Annotated in this window: 12 protein-coding genes; 6 read left to right on the forward strand and 6 right to left on the reverse strand. The window is 71.4% G+C overall.

Features of this window, described 5'->3' with window-relative positions:
• Nucleotides 1-77 precede the first annotated feature (77 nt).
• Nucleotides 78-1817 carry a hypothetical protein gene (locus tag SM452_RS23300; protein WP_463840699.1) on the forward strand — a complete coding sequence of 580 codons (1740 nt, stop codon included), beginning with the start codon at nt 78-80 and terminating at the stop codon, nt 1815-1817.
• A gap of 290 nt (nt 1818-2107) precedes the next feature.
• Nucleotides 2108-3985, forward strand: a complete 1878-nt coding sequence (locus SM452_RS23305; protein ID WP_463840700.1) for a hypothetical protein — start codon at nt 2108-2110, stop codon at nt 3983-3985.
• A gap of 71 nt (nt 3986-4056) precedes the next feature.
• Here the strand turns inward: SM452_RS23305 and pulA are convergent, their stop codons facing one another.
• Nucleotides 4057-9552 (reverse strand): pullulanase-type alpha-1,6-glucosidase, encoded by a 5496-nt coding sequence (gene pulA, locus SM452_RS23310; RefSeq protein ID WP_463840701.1) that lies wholly within the window; start codon nt 9550-9552, stop codon nt 4057-4059.
• A gap of 143 nt (nt 9553-9695) precedes the next feature.
• Nucleotides 9696-10388, reverse strand: a complete 693-nt coding sequence (locus SM452_RS23315; RefSeq protein ID WP_262014380.1) for a cellulose-binding protein — start codon at nt 10386-10388, stop codon at nt 9696-9698.
• 154 nt (nt 10389-10542) lie between these two features.
• Between SM452_RS23315 and SM452_RS23320 the strand changes: the two genes are divergently transcribed.
• A complete protein-coding gene (locus SM452_RS23320; RefSeq protein ID WP_463840702.1) occupies nt 10543-11142 on the forward strand; it encodes a GNAT family N-acetyltransferase in 600 nt (199 codons plus the stop codon).
• A 39-nt stretch (nt 11143-11181) separates the two neighbouring features.
• On the opposite strand, the gene SM452_RS23325 is transcribed toward SM452_RS23320, so the two are convergent.
• Nucleotides 11182-11835, reverse strand: a complete 654-nt coding sequence (locus tag SM452_RS23325; RefSeq protein WP_128137146.1) for a GOLPH3/VPS74 family protein — start codon at nt 11833-11835, stop codon at nt 11182-11184.
• A 198-nt stretch (nt 11836-12033) separates the two neighbouring features.
• Between SM452_RS23325 and SM452_RS23330 the strand changes: the two genes are divergently transcribed.
• Nucleotides 12034-13545: an APC family permease gene (locus SM452_RS23330; protein ID WP_262014382.1), complete on the forward strand. Its 1512-nt coding sequence runs from the start codon at nt 12034-12036 to the stop codon at nt 13543-13545.
• Nucleotides 13546-13579: 34 nt separating this feature from the next.
• On the opposite strand, the gene SM452_RS23335 is transcribed toward SM452_RS23330, so the two are convergent.
• Complete coding sequence (locus SM452_RS23335) at nt 13580-13969, reverse strand: hypothetical protein (protein WP_030274248.1); 390 nt, start codon at nt 13967-13969, stop codon at nt 13580-13582.
• A gap of 41 nt (nt 13970-14010) precedes the next feature.
• Nucleotides 14011-14799: a hypothetical protein gene (locus tag SM452_RS23340; protein ID WP_463840703.1), complete on the reverse strand. Its 789-nt coding sequence runs from the start codon at nt 14797-14799 to the stop codon at nt 14011-14013.
• Here SM452_RS23340 and SM452_RS23345 point away from each other — a divergent pair.
• Together SM452_RS23345 and SM452_RS23350 are read left to right on the forward strand one after the other, a co-directional pair.
• Nucleotides 14798-14989 carry a hypothetical protein gene (locus tag SM452_RS23345; protein ID WP_139135452.1) on the forward strand — a complete coding sequence of 64 codons (192 nt, stop codon included), beginning with the start codon at nt 14798-14800 and terminating at the stop codon, nt 14987-14989. The genes SM452_RS23340 and SM452_RS23345 overlap by 2 nt on opposite strands.
• A gap of 41 nt (nt 14990-15030) precedes the next feature.
• Nucleotides 15031-15837 (forward strand): hypothetical protein, encoded by an 807-nt coding sequence (locus tag SM452_RS23350; RefSeq protein ID WP_355514251.1) that lies wholly within the window; start codon nt 15031-15033, stop codon nt 15835-15837.
• A gap of 188 nt (nt 15838-16025) precedes the next feature.
• Here SM452_RS23350 and SM452_RS23355 read toward each other — a convergent pair whose 3' ends face one another.
• Nucleotides 16026-16157 carry a hypothetical protein gene (locus tag SM452_RS23355; protein WP_355514254.1) on the reverse strand — a complete coding sequence of 44 codons (132 nt, stop codon included), beginning with the start codon at nt 16155-16157 and terminating at the stop codon, nt 16026-16028.
• Nucleotides 16158-16305 lie beyond the last annotated feature (148 nt).

Raw genomic sequence — 16305 nt, forward strand, 5'->3', positions numbered from 1 at the left:
GAGGCTACAACCGGTTTGTAGCTGGTCGCCCGGCCTGGGGCGGTGCGACCCGTTTGGGAAGAACCGAAAGGGCTCTCATGTCGAACGACGTAACGACACCCGACGGCGGCGCTCCGATGGCGCCCCCGCCGGGGACGAGCAAACGGCGGGCGCTCTGGGTCGCCACCGGCGTGGCCGGGCTGACCGGCGTCGTCGGGCTGGCGGCGCTCGGCGGGCTCGCCGCCCGCGACGACAAGTCCGGCACCGAACCGGTGGCGGACAACCACGCCGCCGCGCCGCAGAACGCCGGCAACGACTCGCACGACGACGGCAAGGACGGCAAGGACCGTGGCCAGGAAGGCCGCGACCGTGGCGAGTGGGGCCCGGACAAGGGCGAGTGGGGCAAGGACGGCAAGGACGACCACGGCAAGACACGCGAGGTCCCCTGCAAGGACGACGCCCTGATCGACGCCCTCGAACTGGCCAACCGCGACCACGGCGGCACCATCAAGCTCGCCGAGAACTGCACCTACGAACTCGGCGTCAAGGACCGCAAGTTCGGCTCCGCCCTGCCCGAGATCAAGCAGGACGTCACCATCAAGGGCAACAACTCCACCATCAAGCGCGACGCCGAAGACACCTTCCGCATCTTCCGCGTCGTCGACGGCGGCGACCTCACCCTCAAGGACCTCACCGTCTCCGGCGGCAACGCCAACGAATTCAAGTACCCCGGGCCGTCGGTGCCGAAGGCGGCCGGGCCGGACGGCAAGGACGACGACAAGCGGTTCGAGGGTGACGGCGGCGCGCTCCTGGTGGAGCGTGGCGGCAGCGCGCACCTGGACAACGTGAAGCTGGTCGACAACAACGCCGAAGGTGACGGCGGCGCCATCGCCAACTACGGCCGCACCTGGCTCAAGGAGAGCAAGGTCGTCGACAACCACGCCCAGGGCGACGGCGGCGGCATCTTCAACGAGGGCATCCTCAAGGTCGAGGAAACCCACGTCGACGACAACACCGCAGGCGGCAACGGCGGCGGCATCGCCAACGGCAGCGGTGAGCATCACGGCGGGCCGGTCGACCTGGCCTCGGCCGCGAAGCCCGGCAAGGGCGACAAGGGCGAGCACGGCAAGCACCGCGCGGGCACCGTCGAGATCATCGGGGCGCACGAGGGCAAGGACGCCTCGCTGAGCACGCTGAGCCACAACCGGGCCGGTCACAACGGTGGCGGTCTGTTCAGCAGCGGCGGCTGGGTCACCGTCTCGTTCACCGCGATCGGCGGCAACGTCGCCTGCGAGAACGGCGGTGGCGTCTACGCCGAGAACACCGACCTGCTCCTGGAGAAGGTCCACGTGGCGGGCAACCACGCCGACGGCGACGGCGGCGGCGTGGTGACGACCGGTGGTCGGGACTGGGCCGGTAACGGCGCCGAGAAGGACGGCCTCGCGGGGAGCGCCACGATCGCCGACAGCGCCGTCGTGGACAACACGGCCGGCCGGTTCGGCGGCGGCATCTTCAACGGTGAGTGGCTCATCAAGATCGAGGACGGCTTCCTCGCCCGCGACCACGACAAGGACGACAACGCCACCCTCACCATCCGCGACACCGACATCAAGGGCAACACCGCCCTCAACGGCGGCGGCATCTTCAACAACAAGGCGAAGATCACCCTGACCAAGACCCACGTCACCAAGAACACCGCCACCGACTCCAGCAAGCTCCACCGGGTCGCCGGCGGCGTCCTCAACAACGAAGGACGCGTCAAGCTCGACGACAAGTCCCTCATCAGCAACAACGACCCCACCAACTGCGCCAACACCGTCGAGGACTGCTTCAACTGATCGAACCACCACATAACCGGGGAGCCCTCCTCGCGCCGTCAGCGGCGCGAGGAGGCCTCCCACCCCGCCAGCGGCCCGGCTGGCCGCGGTGTCCCCCGCCGGGGCGTCCGGGCCGCACTGCGCCCGCCCATCCCACCCGCACCCTTATGCGGGTTTTTTTCGTATATGACCACGAGGCGAAGAAGGTTCTCATACGGTCATCTTCAGCAGCTACAACCGATTTGTAGCGAAGGCCGCCTCGCCAGGGCGAAGCGACCTTGTCAGGTACAAGGAGAGGGCAGAGAGCTCCGATGTCCAACTACCTTCGCAATAACGATGACGCCACCAGCAAGACCATCTCCCCGCTCCGGCGTCGCCGGATGTGGCTCGCCACCGGAGTTGTGGGCCTGACCGGAGCGGTCAGCCTCGCCGGCGTGGCCTATGCGACCACCGGGGCCACCGGCCCGCACCGGCTCGCCGACGTCAAGTGGTCGACCACGCAGCAGCTCAGCGACGACCACGGCGACAAGGGCGCCGAGGGCGACTACGGCCGCGACGGCTACGACAAGGACGGGTACGGCAAGGACGGCAAGGACCGTGGCCAGGAAGGCCGCGACCGTGGCGAGTGGGGCCCGGACAAGGGCGAGTGGGGCAAGGACGGCAAGGACGACCACGGCAAGACCCGCGAGGTCCCCTGCAAGGACGACGCCCTGATCGACGCCCTCGAACTGGCCAACCGCGACCACGGCGGCACCATCAAGCTCGCCGAGAACTGCACCTACGAACTCGGCGTCAAGGACCGCAAGTTCGGCTCCGCCCTGCCCGAGATCAAGCAGGACGTCACCATCAAGGGCAACAACTCCACCATCAAGCGCGACGCCGAAGACACCTTCCGCATCTTCCGCGTCGTCGACGGCGGCGACCTCACCCTCAAGGACCTCACCGTCTCCGGCGGCAACGCCAACGAGTTCAAGTACCCCGGTGGCGGGGCTCCCGGTGGCGGCCAGCCGCCGGCCGCCGCTCCGGCCGCCGCCCCGGCGGTCGCGGCCCCGGCCGCTCCGGCTGTCGCGGCTCCGGCCGCGGCGACCACTGCCGCCGCTGTCACGCCCGTCGCCGACGGCGGCATGAACGGCGGCAAGGACGACGACAAGCGGGTCGAGGGCGACGGTGGCGCGCTGCTCGTCGAGCGTGGCGGCAGCGCCTACCTGGACAACGTCAAGCTGGTCGACAACAACGCCGAGGGCGACGGCGGCGCCATCGCCAACTACGGCCGCACCTGGCTCAAGGAGAGCAAGGTCGTCGACAACCACGCCCAGGGCGACGGCGGCGGCATCTTCAACGAGGGCATCCTCAAGGTCGAGGAAACCCACGTCGACGACAACACCGCAGGCGGCAACGGCGGCGGCATCGCCAACGGCAGCGGCCTGTCCGGCGGGCACGGCCCGACGGCCTCCGCCGCGCCGAAGGGCTACGACAAGAAGGAGAAGCACCACGAGGCCGGCACGGTCGAGATCTTCGGTTCCGACCACGGCAAGGACGGCGTGAAGTCGAGCCTGTCGGACAACCGCGCCGGCAAGAACGGTGGCGGCCTGTTCAGCAGCGGCGGCACCGTCACGGTGTCCTTCACCGCGATCACGGGCAACACCGCCTGCGAGAACGGTGGCGGCGTCTACGCCGAGAACACGGACCTGCTCCTGGAGAAGGTCCACGTCGCCAAGAACCACGCCGACGGCGACGGCGGCGGTGTGGTGGTCACCGGCGGCAAGCACTGGGGCTACCCGGAGAACAAGGAGCACGCCAGCGCCACGATCGCCGACAGCAAGATCGTCGACAACACCGCCAACCGCTTCGGCGGCGGCATCTTCAACGGTGAGTGGCTCATCAAGATCGAGGACGGCTTCCTCGCCCGCGACCACGACAAGGACGACAACGCCACCCTCACCATCCGCGACACCGACATCAAGGGCAACACCGCCCTCAACGGCGGCGGCATCTTCAACAACAAGGCGAAGATCACCCTGACCAAGACCCACGTCACCAAGAACACCGCCACCGACTCCAGCAAGCTCCACCGGGTCGCCGGCGGCGTCCTCAACAACGAAGGACGCGTCAAGCTCGACGACAAGTCCCTCATCAGCAACAACGACCCCACCAACTGCGCCAACACCGTCGAGGACTGCTTCAACTGACCTGACGGTCCGCCGGTACGCGACCGGCCCCCTGCCACGTGACGTGGCAGGGGGCCGGTCGGCCGTACCGGTCAGCTCTGGACGAACACCGCCACGCTGCGCGCGGGCACGGTGAACGTGCCGGCGGCCCGGTCGAACGACGCGGTACGCAGCGCCGGGTCGGCCGAGTTCCGCAGCACCGGGTGCAGTGCCACGTTCGCGCCGCGCAGCCCGGTGACCGTCTGCTTCGCCGTCTCGGGCGTGGCGTTGAAGACGACTGTCACCGACTTCCACTTCCCGTCCAGCCCTCGCGCGTCGAGGGTCATGGTGAGCACGCCCGGGGTCTCCGTCGTTCCGGACAGCGGGAACGCCACCCGCTTCTGCACCTGCTCGGCGGTGTCGAGCCCGAACACCGGCGAGGACCGGCGCACGCGCAGCAGCTCCGCGTACCGGGCGTCGGCCAGGTCGATCGCCGCGCAGTCCGGCACCAGCGACGGATCGGCGAGCAGCGGCTTCGCGTACGACCACTTGTCCTTGTTGTCGGCCTCCGGCGGCAGGCCGGCACCGAACCCGTTGCCCTGGGCGCAGTTCCATCGGATCTGGTTGAACCAGTCACCGGAGTTGTACGAGTTGCGGTCCAGCGACTTCGAGCGCAGCCGCTCCGAGCCGGTGGTCACGAACCCGGCGCCCTGCCCGAGCGCGGTGGTCGCCAGTGCCAGCACCTGCATCCGGGCCCGGTCCTGCGCCGAGGTCCCCTGCGGCAGCTTGTACGCCAGCGCGTCGTACAGGATCTCGTTGTCGTGCGCGTCGACGTAGGTGACCGCCTCGCCCGGCGCGGCGGTGTACCCGGCCGGGGCGCCGTTGTAGTCGACCTGCGCCCCGGTGACCCGCTTGCCGGTGGAGTCGGTGAACCGGTAGCCGCGCAGGTTCCCGGTCAGCCCCACCTTGATCAGGTCGTGCTGGTGCAGCAGCCGGGCCCGCTGCTCGGCGGCCGAGCCGTTCACGTCGTCGCCGTTGGGGTCGGTGTAGAGGCCGGAGGCGAAGCCCTGCACGCGCGGGTTGGCGTCGAACGGGCCGCCGCCGCGCACCGCGTCGCGGAGCCGGTCGTTGAACGTGCCGACGCCGGTGCCGGCCATGTTGGCCTGGGTGGCCTGCGTGAACCGGGCGTCGTCGGCGACCTCGCCGAAGTTCCAGCCCTCGCCGTACAGCAGGATCTTGCGACCGTCCACGCCGTCGCGGGCGAGCGTGAGCTTGTCCAGCGCGGCCCGTACGGCCAGGATGTTCGCCTTCGGGTGGTGGCCCATCAGGTCGAACCGGAAACCGTCGACCTTGTACGCCTTGGCCCAGGTGACCAGCGAGTCCACCACGAGCTTGCCCATCATCGCGTGCTCCGGCGCGGTGTTGGCGCAGCAGGTGGAGTTGGCGACGGTCCCGTCCTCCAGCAGCCGGTGGTAGTAGCCCGGCACCACCTGGTCGAGCACCGACTTCGGGTCGGCGCCGGCGGCCGAGGTGTGGTTGTAGACCACGTCCATGACCACCCGCAGGCCGGCCTTGTTCACTCCGGCGACCATCTGGCGGAACTCGGTGGTGCGCTTCGCGCCGTTCGGGTCGGTGGCGTACCCGCCCTCGGGCACCGTGTAGTGCAGCGGGTCGTACCCCCAGTTGTAGCCGTCGGTGCCGGCGACCGCCGCGACGCACTTCTGCTGCTCGTCGGAGTCCGGCGGCAGCGCGGCCAGGTCGCAGTCCGGCCGGGCCTGGTCGGCCCGCTTCTCCGGGATGGTGGCGAAGTCGAAGGCCGGCAGCAGGTGCAGGTGGTTGACCCCGGCGTCGCCGAGCTTGCGCAGGTGCTTCATGCCGGCGCTGTCCGGGTCGGTGAACGCCAGGTACGTGCCCCGCCGGTCGGCGGGAACGGTGGTGTCGGCGATGGAGAAGTCCCGTACCGACAGCTCGGAGATCTGGACCTTCGACGCCGGCACCGGGGCCGGCTTGCGCAGGCTCGCCCAGCCGGCCGGCGCGAGCGCCGGGTCGGTCAGGTCGACGATCTGGCTGTGCGTGGAGTTCGGGGCGAGCGCCACCGAGTACGGGTCGGTCACCGACGCGGTGACCATCTTCTGCGTGGCCGGCTGCCACGCCTGCACCCGGTAGCGGTAGTAGCGGCCGTTCCACGCCTTCGTGCCGCGGACCGACCAGACGCCGGTGCGGTCGTCGCGGCGCATCGCCACTGTGGACGGCTGGGCCGTGGGCGAGTCGAACAGCTCCAGCGACACGGTCCGCGCGGTCGGCGCCCACACCGCCAGGGTGGGGACCCGGCCGGCGAACGTCGGGCCGAGCTTCGCGCCGGTCGCCGCCGCGTAGACGTCGTCGAGCACGCCGGGGATCTGCACGCCGGTGGCGGCGAGAAGCGCGCCCTCCGCGTCCCGCTCGGTCACCACGACCTGGCCGCGCAGCGCCGCCGGCACCCGGGCCAGGTCGGCGCGGTCCAGCGAGAAGGCGCGCGAGGCCCAGAGATGGGGGTACGCCTGCCGTTGCGCCTCGGTCAGCCCGTTGCGCTGGGCTCGCAGGCCGATGGTGGTGTACGTGCCGGTCAGCTCGCCGTCGGCGAGGCCGATCCCGCCGGCCGGGGCGACTGCCAGCGCATACCGCCTGCCGTCGGTCGGCCCGGTCGCCCAGGCGACTGTGGACCTGTCGATCCACTGCGCCTTCTGCTTGGTCAGGTCGAGGTCCTTGGCGGCGCCGGACGTCGTGGTGGGCAGCAGCCGTCCCTTGACGCCGGCCAGGAGCCACACCTCGCGTCCGGCGCCGGCGAAGTCGAGCCGCTGGTCCTCGGGCTGATCCTTCTCGTCGCCTCGGTGGATGATGTAGCTCAGCCCGGTCGCCCCGGCGGCGAGGGGCACCCGGAACACCGCGCCGTACGCGTCGATCTTCTCCGGCTTGAGCGGAGCGGCCCAGTCGGTCGGGGTGGCCGCGCCGTCCCACAGGTGCAGGCCCCAGCCGTCGTAGTTCCCGTCGGCCTTGCGCCAGTGGATCAGCGCGGTGTCCTGCGCGACGGGCGGGTCGGGTTCGCCGGTGGCGGCCTGCCGCGTCGGGTAGACCGCCGGGTCGCCCTGTTTGACCCAGACCTCGCCGGTCGCAGTCACGTCGATGGTGCGGTCGTTGGCCACGTCCTTGTTGCCGTCGCCGTCGATCACGAGGAAACCGACGGTCTTCGCACCGGGCTTGAGCTTGACCCAGGCGAACCGGCCGTACGAGTCTTCACCGGCGAACGGCTGCCCGGCGGGCCACTGCGTCACGTACGCCGGGTCGATGTCGCCCCAGGCGTAGAGCCGCCAGTCGTCGTACCCGCCGGCCGGGCGCTGGTAGTGCACGATCGCCCAGTCCCGCGACGCGCCCTGGGCGGGGGTGCCGACGGTGCCGGTGGCACGGGCGGTGGCGGTGCGGCCCTTGCCGTCGCGGACCACCGCCTTGTACTCCACGCGGGTGCCGCCGGGCAGGCCGGTCAGGTCGTGGTGCACGGTGTACGGCGCGCGGTTCGCGGTGCCGAGCAGCGTCCACTTGCCGCCCGCGACCCGGGCGGCGAACGTGACGGTGGCGAGCGGGTCTCCGGTCACCTGGGCGGTGACGGCGGCCGTGCCCGGGACCGGGTCGTCGCCCGGCTCGGTGATCGTGATCGTCGGGGCCCCGGCCTGCGGGATCGCCCGGTCGGCCTTCAGCACCAGCGCCGACATGGCCGGCACGGTGACGCTCAGCTTGCCGTCCGCGCCGGCCGTCGCGCCCGCGGCGCCGCCGTACACGCCGGTGAAGCGGGCGCCGGCCGACCAGGTGTCTACCGTGACAGTCTGCGGCGTCGCGGCGTTGTTCACCGCCGCCACGTACTCGATCCGGTCGGCGGGCAGGACGCGGGAGAACGCGAAGACGCCCGGCCCGTCGGCCGCGTACCGGGTCACCTGCACGCCGTCGCGCAGTGCCGGGTGCGCCGTCCGCAGGTCGCCCAGCTCGGCGATGGTCCGGTAGAGCGGGTGGCGGGTGTCGTACTGGTCGGCGGCGTGGGTGCGGGTGGTGCCGATCAGGTCGTCGTCGAGGTAGTCGGCGGTCCGCGAGGCGAACATGTCCTGCCGGGCGTCCTTGTCGCCGCCCGGTCCGGTGAAGCCCTGCTCGTCGCCGGAGTAGACGACCGGCTGGCCGCGGGTGAGGAACATGAGCTGGTGGGCGAGCCGGCTGCGGTTCAGCTGGGTGGCGTCGTCACCGCCGGCGGCGGCGACGAACGAGCCGATGCGGCCCATGTCGTGGTTGCCCAGGAACGTGGTGAGCCGGTTGGCGTTCGTGTCCCGCGCGGAGTACAGGTCGTCCTTGGCGTACACGTCGGCGAGCGACTTGGCCGAGCCGTCGGCGGCGGCGTACCCGCGTGCCGCCTCCTGGAACGAGAAGTCGAGCGTGGCGGGCAGTCCGCCCTGCCGCACGTAGGTGGACTGGATCTCCTGCTCGGCGCTGTAGACCTCGCCGAACATGAAGAAGTCCTTCTTGCCGGCCTTCGCGGCGGCGGCGTCGATGCCGCGCGCGAACTGCGGCCAGAAGTCGAGGTTGGCGTGCTTGACCGTGTCGAGGCGGAACCCGTCCACGCCGGCCTTGCCGATCCACTGGGCGTAGATGTCGGTCATGCCGCGGACCACCTCGGGACGCTCGGTCCACAGGTCGTCGAGGCCGAAGAAGTCGCCGTACTCGCTGTTCTCCCCGGCGAAGGTGGAGTCACCGCGGTTGTGGTACATGGTCGGGTCGTTCAGCCACGCCGGTACCTTGACCTTCGCGTCGGCGGGGGTGGCGAACACCGGGGTGTACGGGAACGACGTCGAGTTCACCGCCGGGAACTTCCGGGTGCCGTCGGCGTAGTTGCGGTCCTCGAAGGGGCGCCCCTGCGCGTCGCGGTAGGGCGCGGTCTTCTTGTCCACGTAGCCGTACTTGTCCTCGGCGTACCTGATGACGTCGGCGGTGTGGTTGACGATGATGTCGAGGTAGACCTTGATGCCCCGGCGATGGGCCAGGTCGACCAGCTTCTTCAGCTCGGCGTTGGTGCCGAAGTGCGGGTCGACCTGGGTGAAGTCGGTGATCCAGTAGCCGTGGTAGCCGGCCGAGACGTCCGCGCCGGTGCCCTGCACGGGCCGGTTCTTGAAGATCGGCGCGAGCCAGATGGCGGTGGTGCCGAGCCCCTGGATGTAGTCCATCCGGTCGATCAGGCCCTTGAGGTCGCCGCCGTGGTAGAAGCCCTTGTCGGCCGGGTCGAGGCCGGTGGTGAGCCGGCCGCCGGTGAGGCCGCCGGTGTCGTTGCGCTTGTCGCCGTTGGCGAACCGGTCCGGCAGGACGAAGTAGAACTGCTCCGCCTTCGCGGTGCCGGTGCCGGCCTTGAGCAGCGCGTCGGCGGACGGCTCACGGTTCCACTGCGGAGCGTTGCCGGCGGCCAGGACGTCGGGGGTGGCGGCCGGGCCGGTGGCGTCGGCGCCGAGCTGGTGGAGCGCCACCGGCACGCCGACGAGAGTGAGTACGAGGGAGGTGACCAGGGCGAGCAGCGCCTTGGGGGATATCGGCGGGGGTTTCATCGACGGCCTTTCTCTGGTCGCTGATTCGCCCGCACGCTAGCCCTTGCCGAAACATTCTGCAATACCTTGCAAACACTGCCGCAACAAAGCAGACAGCTTGCAAGAAGAGACGTGGACGCCGGCCCCGGTCCGGGGCGCCGGAACTACCGCTCGGTGCAGGGCGAGCGGTCGACGGTGCAGCTCACCGGCCGGGTACCGGCCCGCTCGATGTGGAACCGCACCGGCAGGGACTGCCCGGGGGCCAGGTCGAACCCGCTGCGGTAGGTGAAGACGCCGTCGTCGAAGCGGAACACGCCCTGCTCGGCACCCTCGACCCAGGCGGTGACCAGCCGGCCACCCGGGAACACCGCGCGCACCGTCCAGCCCTGCGGCGTACGCGCGGTGTTGACCAGCAGCACCTCACCGATGAAGCCGCCGTCGAAGACGCTCGGCACGCTGTACCGGCCGGTCACCGCCGACGGCGGCGCAGGAGGCGCAGGAGGCGTCGGAGGCAGCACCGGCCGGGCCACGCCCCGAGGGCTGGGAGTCGGCGCGGCCGGAGTCGGACGGGCGGGCACCACGGTGGACCGCGGCGACAGGCCCGGCACCACCGCAGCGGTGGCGGAGACCGGCGACGGGCCGGTGGCACCGGCCGCCGTGGGGGTCAGCGGCATGCCCGGCAGCGACATCGGCGGGTCCGGCGGACCGGCCGCCGGGAACGTGCTGCGGCCCCGCACCGAACCGAGCGCCACCACCAGCAGGACCAGCATGACGACCACGCCGGCGGCGACGAGGATCCAGGGGGACGAGGTCATGGCGGCCCCGGGCTGCGGGCCGGGACGGCGCGTGCGGGACATGGTCCTCCTGTCGGGGTCCGGGCCAGCGTAGCCACCCGGGACGGGTCGCGGCGAGCGCCGGAGATCGGGGTCTGCCGCACGGCGTTCGCACCTGATACCTTGCACGCCGATCAATGACCACAATGGCTCGTCGAGCCGGTAGGACGGTTGGCCAGTGACTGAGTGGCAGGACAGTATCCGGCGGGCGTCCGCGGCGGACGCCGCCGTCGTGACCGCGATCCTCGCCGAGGCGTTCATGCGGGATCCGGTGAGCGGCTGGGTCTTCCCCGACGACGACCACCGCGCGCGGGTCCATCGCGCCTTCTTCGGACCGTTCGTCGCGCTGGCACTGCGCACCGGTGAGGTGTACGTCGCCGGTGACGGGCTGGGCGTCACGCTCTGGCTGCCCACCGGCGAGGGGCACGACGCCGAGGACGGCGGCGAGTTCGACGGGATGGAGACCGCGATCGGCCCGGAGGCCATGAAGCGGTTCGGCACGCTCGACGAGATGATGAGCGCCCGGCACCCCGCAGAGCCGCACTGGTACCTGCCCTTCGTCGGGGTGCACCCGGACCATCACGGCAAGGGCGTCGGCTCGGCGCTGCTGCGTCACAGACTGGCCGAGCTGGATCAGGCCGGCACGGCGGCGTACCTGGAGGCCAGTTCGCCGCGCAACGCCGCGCTCTACGAGCGGCTCGGATTCCGGCGCCGTCCGGTCACGCTGGACCTGCCGGAGGGCCCCAGCCTCTACCCGATGTGGCGCGACCCGGCCTGACCGGTACCGTCCCGCCCCGGCTCGGCCCGGGGCGGGACGTCATCGCCGTACCGTCGTGGTGGTGACGTCGAGCGCGCCCACGACGGCGGCGAGCAACCCCTCGAGCTGAGCCGGCAGGAACCGGCGGCAGTCGCGCATCCGCGTGGCCACCTGCGGGTCGAAGATGTGCGCGGCCAGACCGACCGCCTCGGCGAGCGTCGCCAGCAGCAGCGTGCCCGGGTCCAGCTCGGCCGGGGACGAGTGCATCAGCATCGCGGTCAGCCGCACCCGCGGCGAGGCCGCCTGGTTCGGGTCGATGGCCGGCCAGCGCACCGTCCGGCCGATCAGTTTTCCCTGCTCACGGCGGAGCACGCCGGCGGTGACCAGCCGGGTGCCCACCCGCTCGTTGATGTTGAGCTGGGTCCGCAGGTAGCGGATCCACAGCCGGGCCGGGTGCGCCCCCTCGCGGCGCAGGATCTCGGTGATCAGCAGATCGGTGAGCGGCTCCTGCCACAGCCGCGGATCGACGGCGGCGATCCCCCCTCCGTCGAGGGCGATCCGGCCCTCGAACATCAGCTCGGCGAGCGCGGCGCCGGCCAGCCCGCACTCCAGCCGGTCGACAGCGACGTGCGGCTTGCCGGTGAACTCGTCGTGTCCGATAAGGAACAGCGCATCCGCAAGCCGGTAAGTGGCCTGCGCCCCGGGGTAGGTCATGGTCCATCCTCGAACGGTGGCCGTGATCGTCGACACGGGACGGTACGGCATGACCACGCACAGCTCAATTCCGGCCGTTCAGGCGCACCCCAATCGATATCGAAGCGGGGTTGTCACGATACGTGATCACCAATACCCTGCTTCAGGTTGTTCCGAAGTAGACACATCAATCCCTTCACCCCCTCCCCTGGAGAAGCCTTGTCCTCCGATCCGTTCTTCTCCGACGGTGGGCTGCGCCGCGGTCGTCTCGGCACCGCTCACCTCGTCTTCTTCACCGTCGCCGCGTCCGCCCCGCTGACCGTTCTCGGCGGCGGTGTCACCACCATGTACGCGGTCAGCGGCAACATCGGCGCCGCGCTCGGATACGTGCTCCTGGCCGCCGTACTGGCCGTCTTCGCCACCGGCTACGCCGCGATGAGCCGCTACGTCGCCAACGCGGGCGCGTTCTACGCGTACATAGCCAACGGCCTCGGCCGGGCCGGCGGGGTGGCCGGCTCGGCGGTCGCGCTCGCGGCGTACAACGCGATCCAGATCGGTCTGTACGGCCTGCTCGGCGCGATCCTGGGCGACTTCATGGACGCCAAGACCGGCATCAGCCTCGACTGGTGGGTCTGGGCGCTGCTGGCCTGGGTGTTCATCGGCGCGCTCGGCGTGTTGCGCATCGACCTCAACGCCACCGTCCTCGCCGTGCTGCTCGTCCTCGAGTGCGTGGTCGTGCTGATCTTCGACCTGGTCGCCTTCGCCAACCCGGACGGCGGCACCGTCACCGCCGCCGGCATCAGCCCCGGGCACCTGTTCGGCGCCGGCTTCGGTGCGGTGCTCGCGTTCACCATCGCCTCCTTCACCGGCTTCGAGAGCGGCGCCATCTACAGCGAGGAGGTCAAGGACCCGCGTCGCACGGTGGCCCGGGCCACCTACATCGCGGTGGCGTTCACCGGCCTGTTCTACGCCTTCTCGGCCTGGGCGCTCACCGTGCTCACCGGCCCGGAGAACGCTCCGGCGGCGAGTGCCGAGGCGGGGCCGGGCATCATCTTCGGCGCGCTCGAGCAGTACACCGGTGTCGTCGTCGCCGACATCGCCAACGTCCTGTTCATCACCAGCGTGCTGGCCGCCCTGCTGTCGTTCCACAACGGCGTGGCGCGTTACCTGTTCGCGCTGGGCCGGGAGCGGGTCCTGCCGGGCTTCCTCGGCGTCACCTCCAGCCGCAGCGGCGCGCCGGTCGCGGGCTCGCTGGTGCAGAGCGTCCTCGCCGTGGTGGTGTTCCTGGCGTTCGCGATGACCGGCCGCGACCCGGTCATCGACCTGTTCACCTGGCTGTCCGGCGCCGCCGCTGTCGGCGTCGTGCTGCTGATGACGCTCACCTCGGCCTCCGTGGTGGGCTTCTTCCGCGGCCGTCCCGGCCCGGAGAGCGCGTGGCAGCGGGCGATCGCCCCGGCGCTCGGCACGATCCTGCTCACCGCCGTGCTGCTGGTGCTGCTGTTCAACTTCGACGCGCTGCTCGCCCCCGACACGGCGAGCTACCTGAAGTGGCTGCTCCCGGCGATCCCGGTGGCGGCGGGCGTGGTCGGCCTGATCTGGGGCGCGATCCTGCGCACCAGCCGCCCGGAGACGTACCGCCGGATCGGCCAGGTCACCGAGGAGGGCCTGCACGAGCCCGGCCTGCACCCGGCCCCCGAGGCCGACCGCTGGGCCGGCGCCCACCACCGCTGACGTCGGTCGGTGCGGCGGCCGGCCACCACCACGATCAGGCGGTACGGATGACGGTGCAGATCACCGGCCCGTCCTCGGTGGTGCGCAGCAGATAGCGGTAGCGCTCGCCGGGGACCGCGCCTCCCTGACTGTCCAGGAACTCCCAGCGCACCGCCACCTCGGTGAGCAGCGCCGAGATCTGCTGCACGTCCTCGATCTGCGCGTTCGCCGCGACGAGTTCCCGCTCCTGGTAGTCAGGCGCGGCGCCGACGAAACTGAGCGCCACGGCCGCCGGCGAGGTGAACGAGAAGCTGTAGGTGTCGGCGACCACCAGCCCGGGCAGCGCGTAGCAGCCGGCGATGGCCGGCACGTCGGCGGTGGTCAGCGCCACGCCGTACCGGTCGAAGAAGTCGGTGAGCGTGTCGAGGTCGGTGGAAGCCGTCACGACGCTCCTCATTACCGGCGCGCCCTCGCGGCAAACCTTCCTCAGCGCGGCGGGATCCGCACCTCGATCTCGGCGCCGAGGTGCGCGCCGCCGCGCAGCGCCAGGTCGTCGCCGCTCCAGAACCGCCCCGGGTCGTACCAGTTGGGCCGCCGCCCGGCGGGCAGCAGACCCATCGCCTCGTAGGTCACCGCGACCACCTCGGCGCAGTACGCCGTCTCCAGCGCCGCCGCGTTCTCCCTGGTGGTGTCGCCGGTCTCACCCCGGCCGCCGGTCTCACCTCGGCCGCCGGTCTCGCCGGCCCTGCCCTGGCGGCCGGTCTCGCCCCGGTCGATGATCCTGCTCAGGATGCCGAGCTGGTTCCGGTCGCCGGCCCCGCCCCGGAGGCCGCCGAGGCTCAGGCGGCGCGGGTGCGGCAGCCGGCCCCGCGCCCACCGCCAGGCGAGCTGCGCGGTGGACGGGAACGGCGTCCCGTCCAGGCGCGCCACGGTACGCAGCACCGCCTCCTCCATCGCGGTGTCCGCCGGCGGTTCGAGCTGGCGCAGCCAACCCCGCTGGCCGTACCGGTTGGCCCAGACGCAGACCGCGTCCCGCAGGTCGTGCAGCTGCACGCCACGCTGATGCGTGCCGGTCCACATGTCCGGCAGCGAACGGCCCAGCTCGGCGTGCCACATCAGCGGCGGCATGTCGTCGAGCACCACCGCCATGCCCACGTGGTTCACCGGGCTGTTCGTGGTGAGCTGGATGGCCCGGTCGGGCACGCTGCGTCCGCGGAACACCCACAGATCGCCGGTACGGGTCAGCTCCACGGCCTCGTCCAGGCTGATGCTCATGGAGGACTACCCTATGCGGATGCGGCAACGGATGCGGTGGTGGAAGGTACTCGGTCTCGCGGGTCTCGCCGGCGTCGCGGCGACCGGCGTGGTGGTGGCGCGGGCCGAACGGCGGCGCCGGGCGTACACCCCGGAGGAGATCCGGGACCGGCTACGCGAACGGCACGCCAAGGCCTCGTCGTCGTCCTGACCGGACAGTCGAGGGCGGCGGATTCTCCTACCATCGCCATGATGGGAACCGTTTTCTGGGAGAGCCCGTTCGTCCTCGATCCCCCACCCGCCGCCGTGGAACGGCACGGTGACGTCGACCTGCACGTACCCGCCGGCGACGGCCGGCATCCCGCGGTCGTCGTCGTGCACGGCGTACCGGGACCGCCCGAGGCCCCCGACGCGCGGGACTGGCCGCTCTACCGGGGCTACGGCGCACTGCTCGCCGAGGCGGGCGTCCTGGCCGCGATCCCCCGGCTCACCGTGGCGAGCCCGGACGACCTGTACACGGTCGCCGCCCGGGTGGCCGCCGCCGCCGAACTGCTCCGCGCCGACCCACGCGTCGACGCCGACCGGCTCGGCCTCTGGTTCTTCTCCGGCGCCGGCCTGCTGATCGGCGACTGGCTCCGCGACCCGCCCGCCTGGCTGCGCGGCGTGGCGGCGACGTATCCGCTGCTGGCGCCGCTGCCCGGATGGCCGCCGGTGGACCCGCGCTTCCGCCCGATCGACGCCCTCGACCTGCCCACAGACCCGGACGCCGCCACTCCGTCCGGCACCGCCTCCCCCGACGACGCGAACGTCGACGACGCGCATGCGGAGGGCGCGGCGCGGCCGACGCTCGTACTGACCCGGGCGGGGCGGGAACGGCCCGAGGTCGCCCCCACCATCGAGGCGTTCACTGTGGTCGCGCGGCGGCGTGGCATCCCGCTGTGCGTGGTGGACGTGCCGAACGGGCAGCACGGATTCGACGCGCTGGACCACACCGACGAGTCCCGGGCCGCAGTCCGTACCGCCCGCGACACCTTGATCGCCCTGATCACCGCCCCCTGACGCCGGCGCCGGTCCGCACCAGGATCCAGCACCCGGTCAACACCCGCCCGCCGCCCACTTCCCAGGATCGCCGTCCTACAAGCCGGAACGCACAAAGATCTTGGTAGGAAACGGCCCCCATGAGGGCCGTTTCCTACCAAGATCTCGACCAACCCAAGGGGTGACCGCGAGCAGCGCACCCAGAAGCATCACAGCACCAACCCCACCGCGCCCACCGCGCCCAGCGAGTCGATCATGAAGTTAGCGGCGACAAATCGGGCATCAACCACCGCCAACTTCATGATCGACGGGGCAGGGTGGGCACGCGGCATCGCGCGCATCCCGTTTCACCCCAGTCACCCGGCCCAGTGGTCCACCGCGCCCTGTCCCTGCCCCGCCGCCGGTCGCCCGCCCGCCGCCGGTCGCGCGCCCACCGCCGGTCGCCCGTCCACGCCGGTCGCCTGCCCATCGCTGTCCGACCCGAACTGC

This window comes from Micromonospora sp. SYSU B005, assembly GCF_055362685.1.

Coding starts and splice junctions, on each gene's coding strand:
- SM452_RS23300 (WP_463840699.1), top strand. CDS start 78: ATGTCGAACGACGTAACGACACCCGACGGCGGCGCTCCGATGGCGCCC.
- SM452_RS23305 (WP_463840700.1), top strand. CDS start 2,108: ATGTCCAACTACCTTCGCAATAACGATGACGCCACCAGCAAGACCATC.
- pulA (WP_463840701.1), bottom strand. CDS start 9,552: ATGAAACCCCCGCCGATATCCCCCAAGGCGCTGCTCGCCCTGGTCACC.
- SM452_RS23315 (WP_262014380.1), bottom strand. CDS start 10,388: ATGTCCCGCACGCGCCGTCCCGGCCCGCAGCCCGGGGCCGCCATGACC.
- SM452_RS23325 (WP_128137146.1), bottom strand. CDS start 11,835: ATGACCTACCCCGGGGCGCAGGCCACTTACCGGCTTGCGGATGCGCTG.
- SM452_RS23345 (WP_139135452.1), top strand. CDS start 14,798: ATGGAGGACTACCCTATGCGGATGCGGCAACGGATGCGGTGGTGGAAG.
- SM452_RS23340 (WP_463840703.1), bottom strand. CDS start 14,799: ATGAGCATCAGCCTGGACGAGGCCGTGGAGCTGACCCGTACCGGCGAT.
- SM452_RS23350 (WP_355514251.1), top strand. CDS start 15,031: ATGGGAACCGTTTTCTGGGAGAGCCCGTTCGTCCTCGATCCCCCACCC.
- SM452_RS23355 (WP_355514254.1), bottom strand. CDS start 16,157: ATGCGCGCGATGCCGCGTGCCCACCCTGCCCCGTCGATCATGAAGTTG.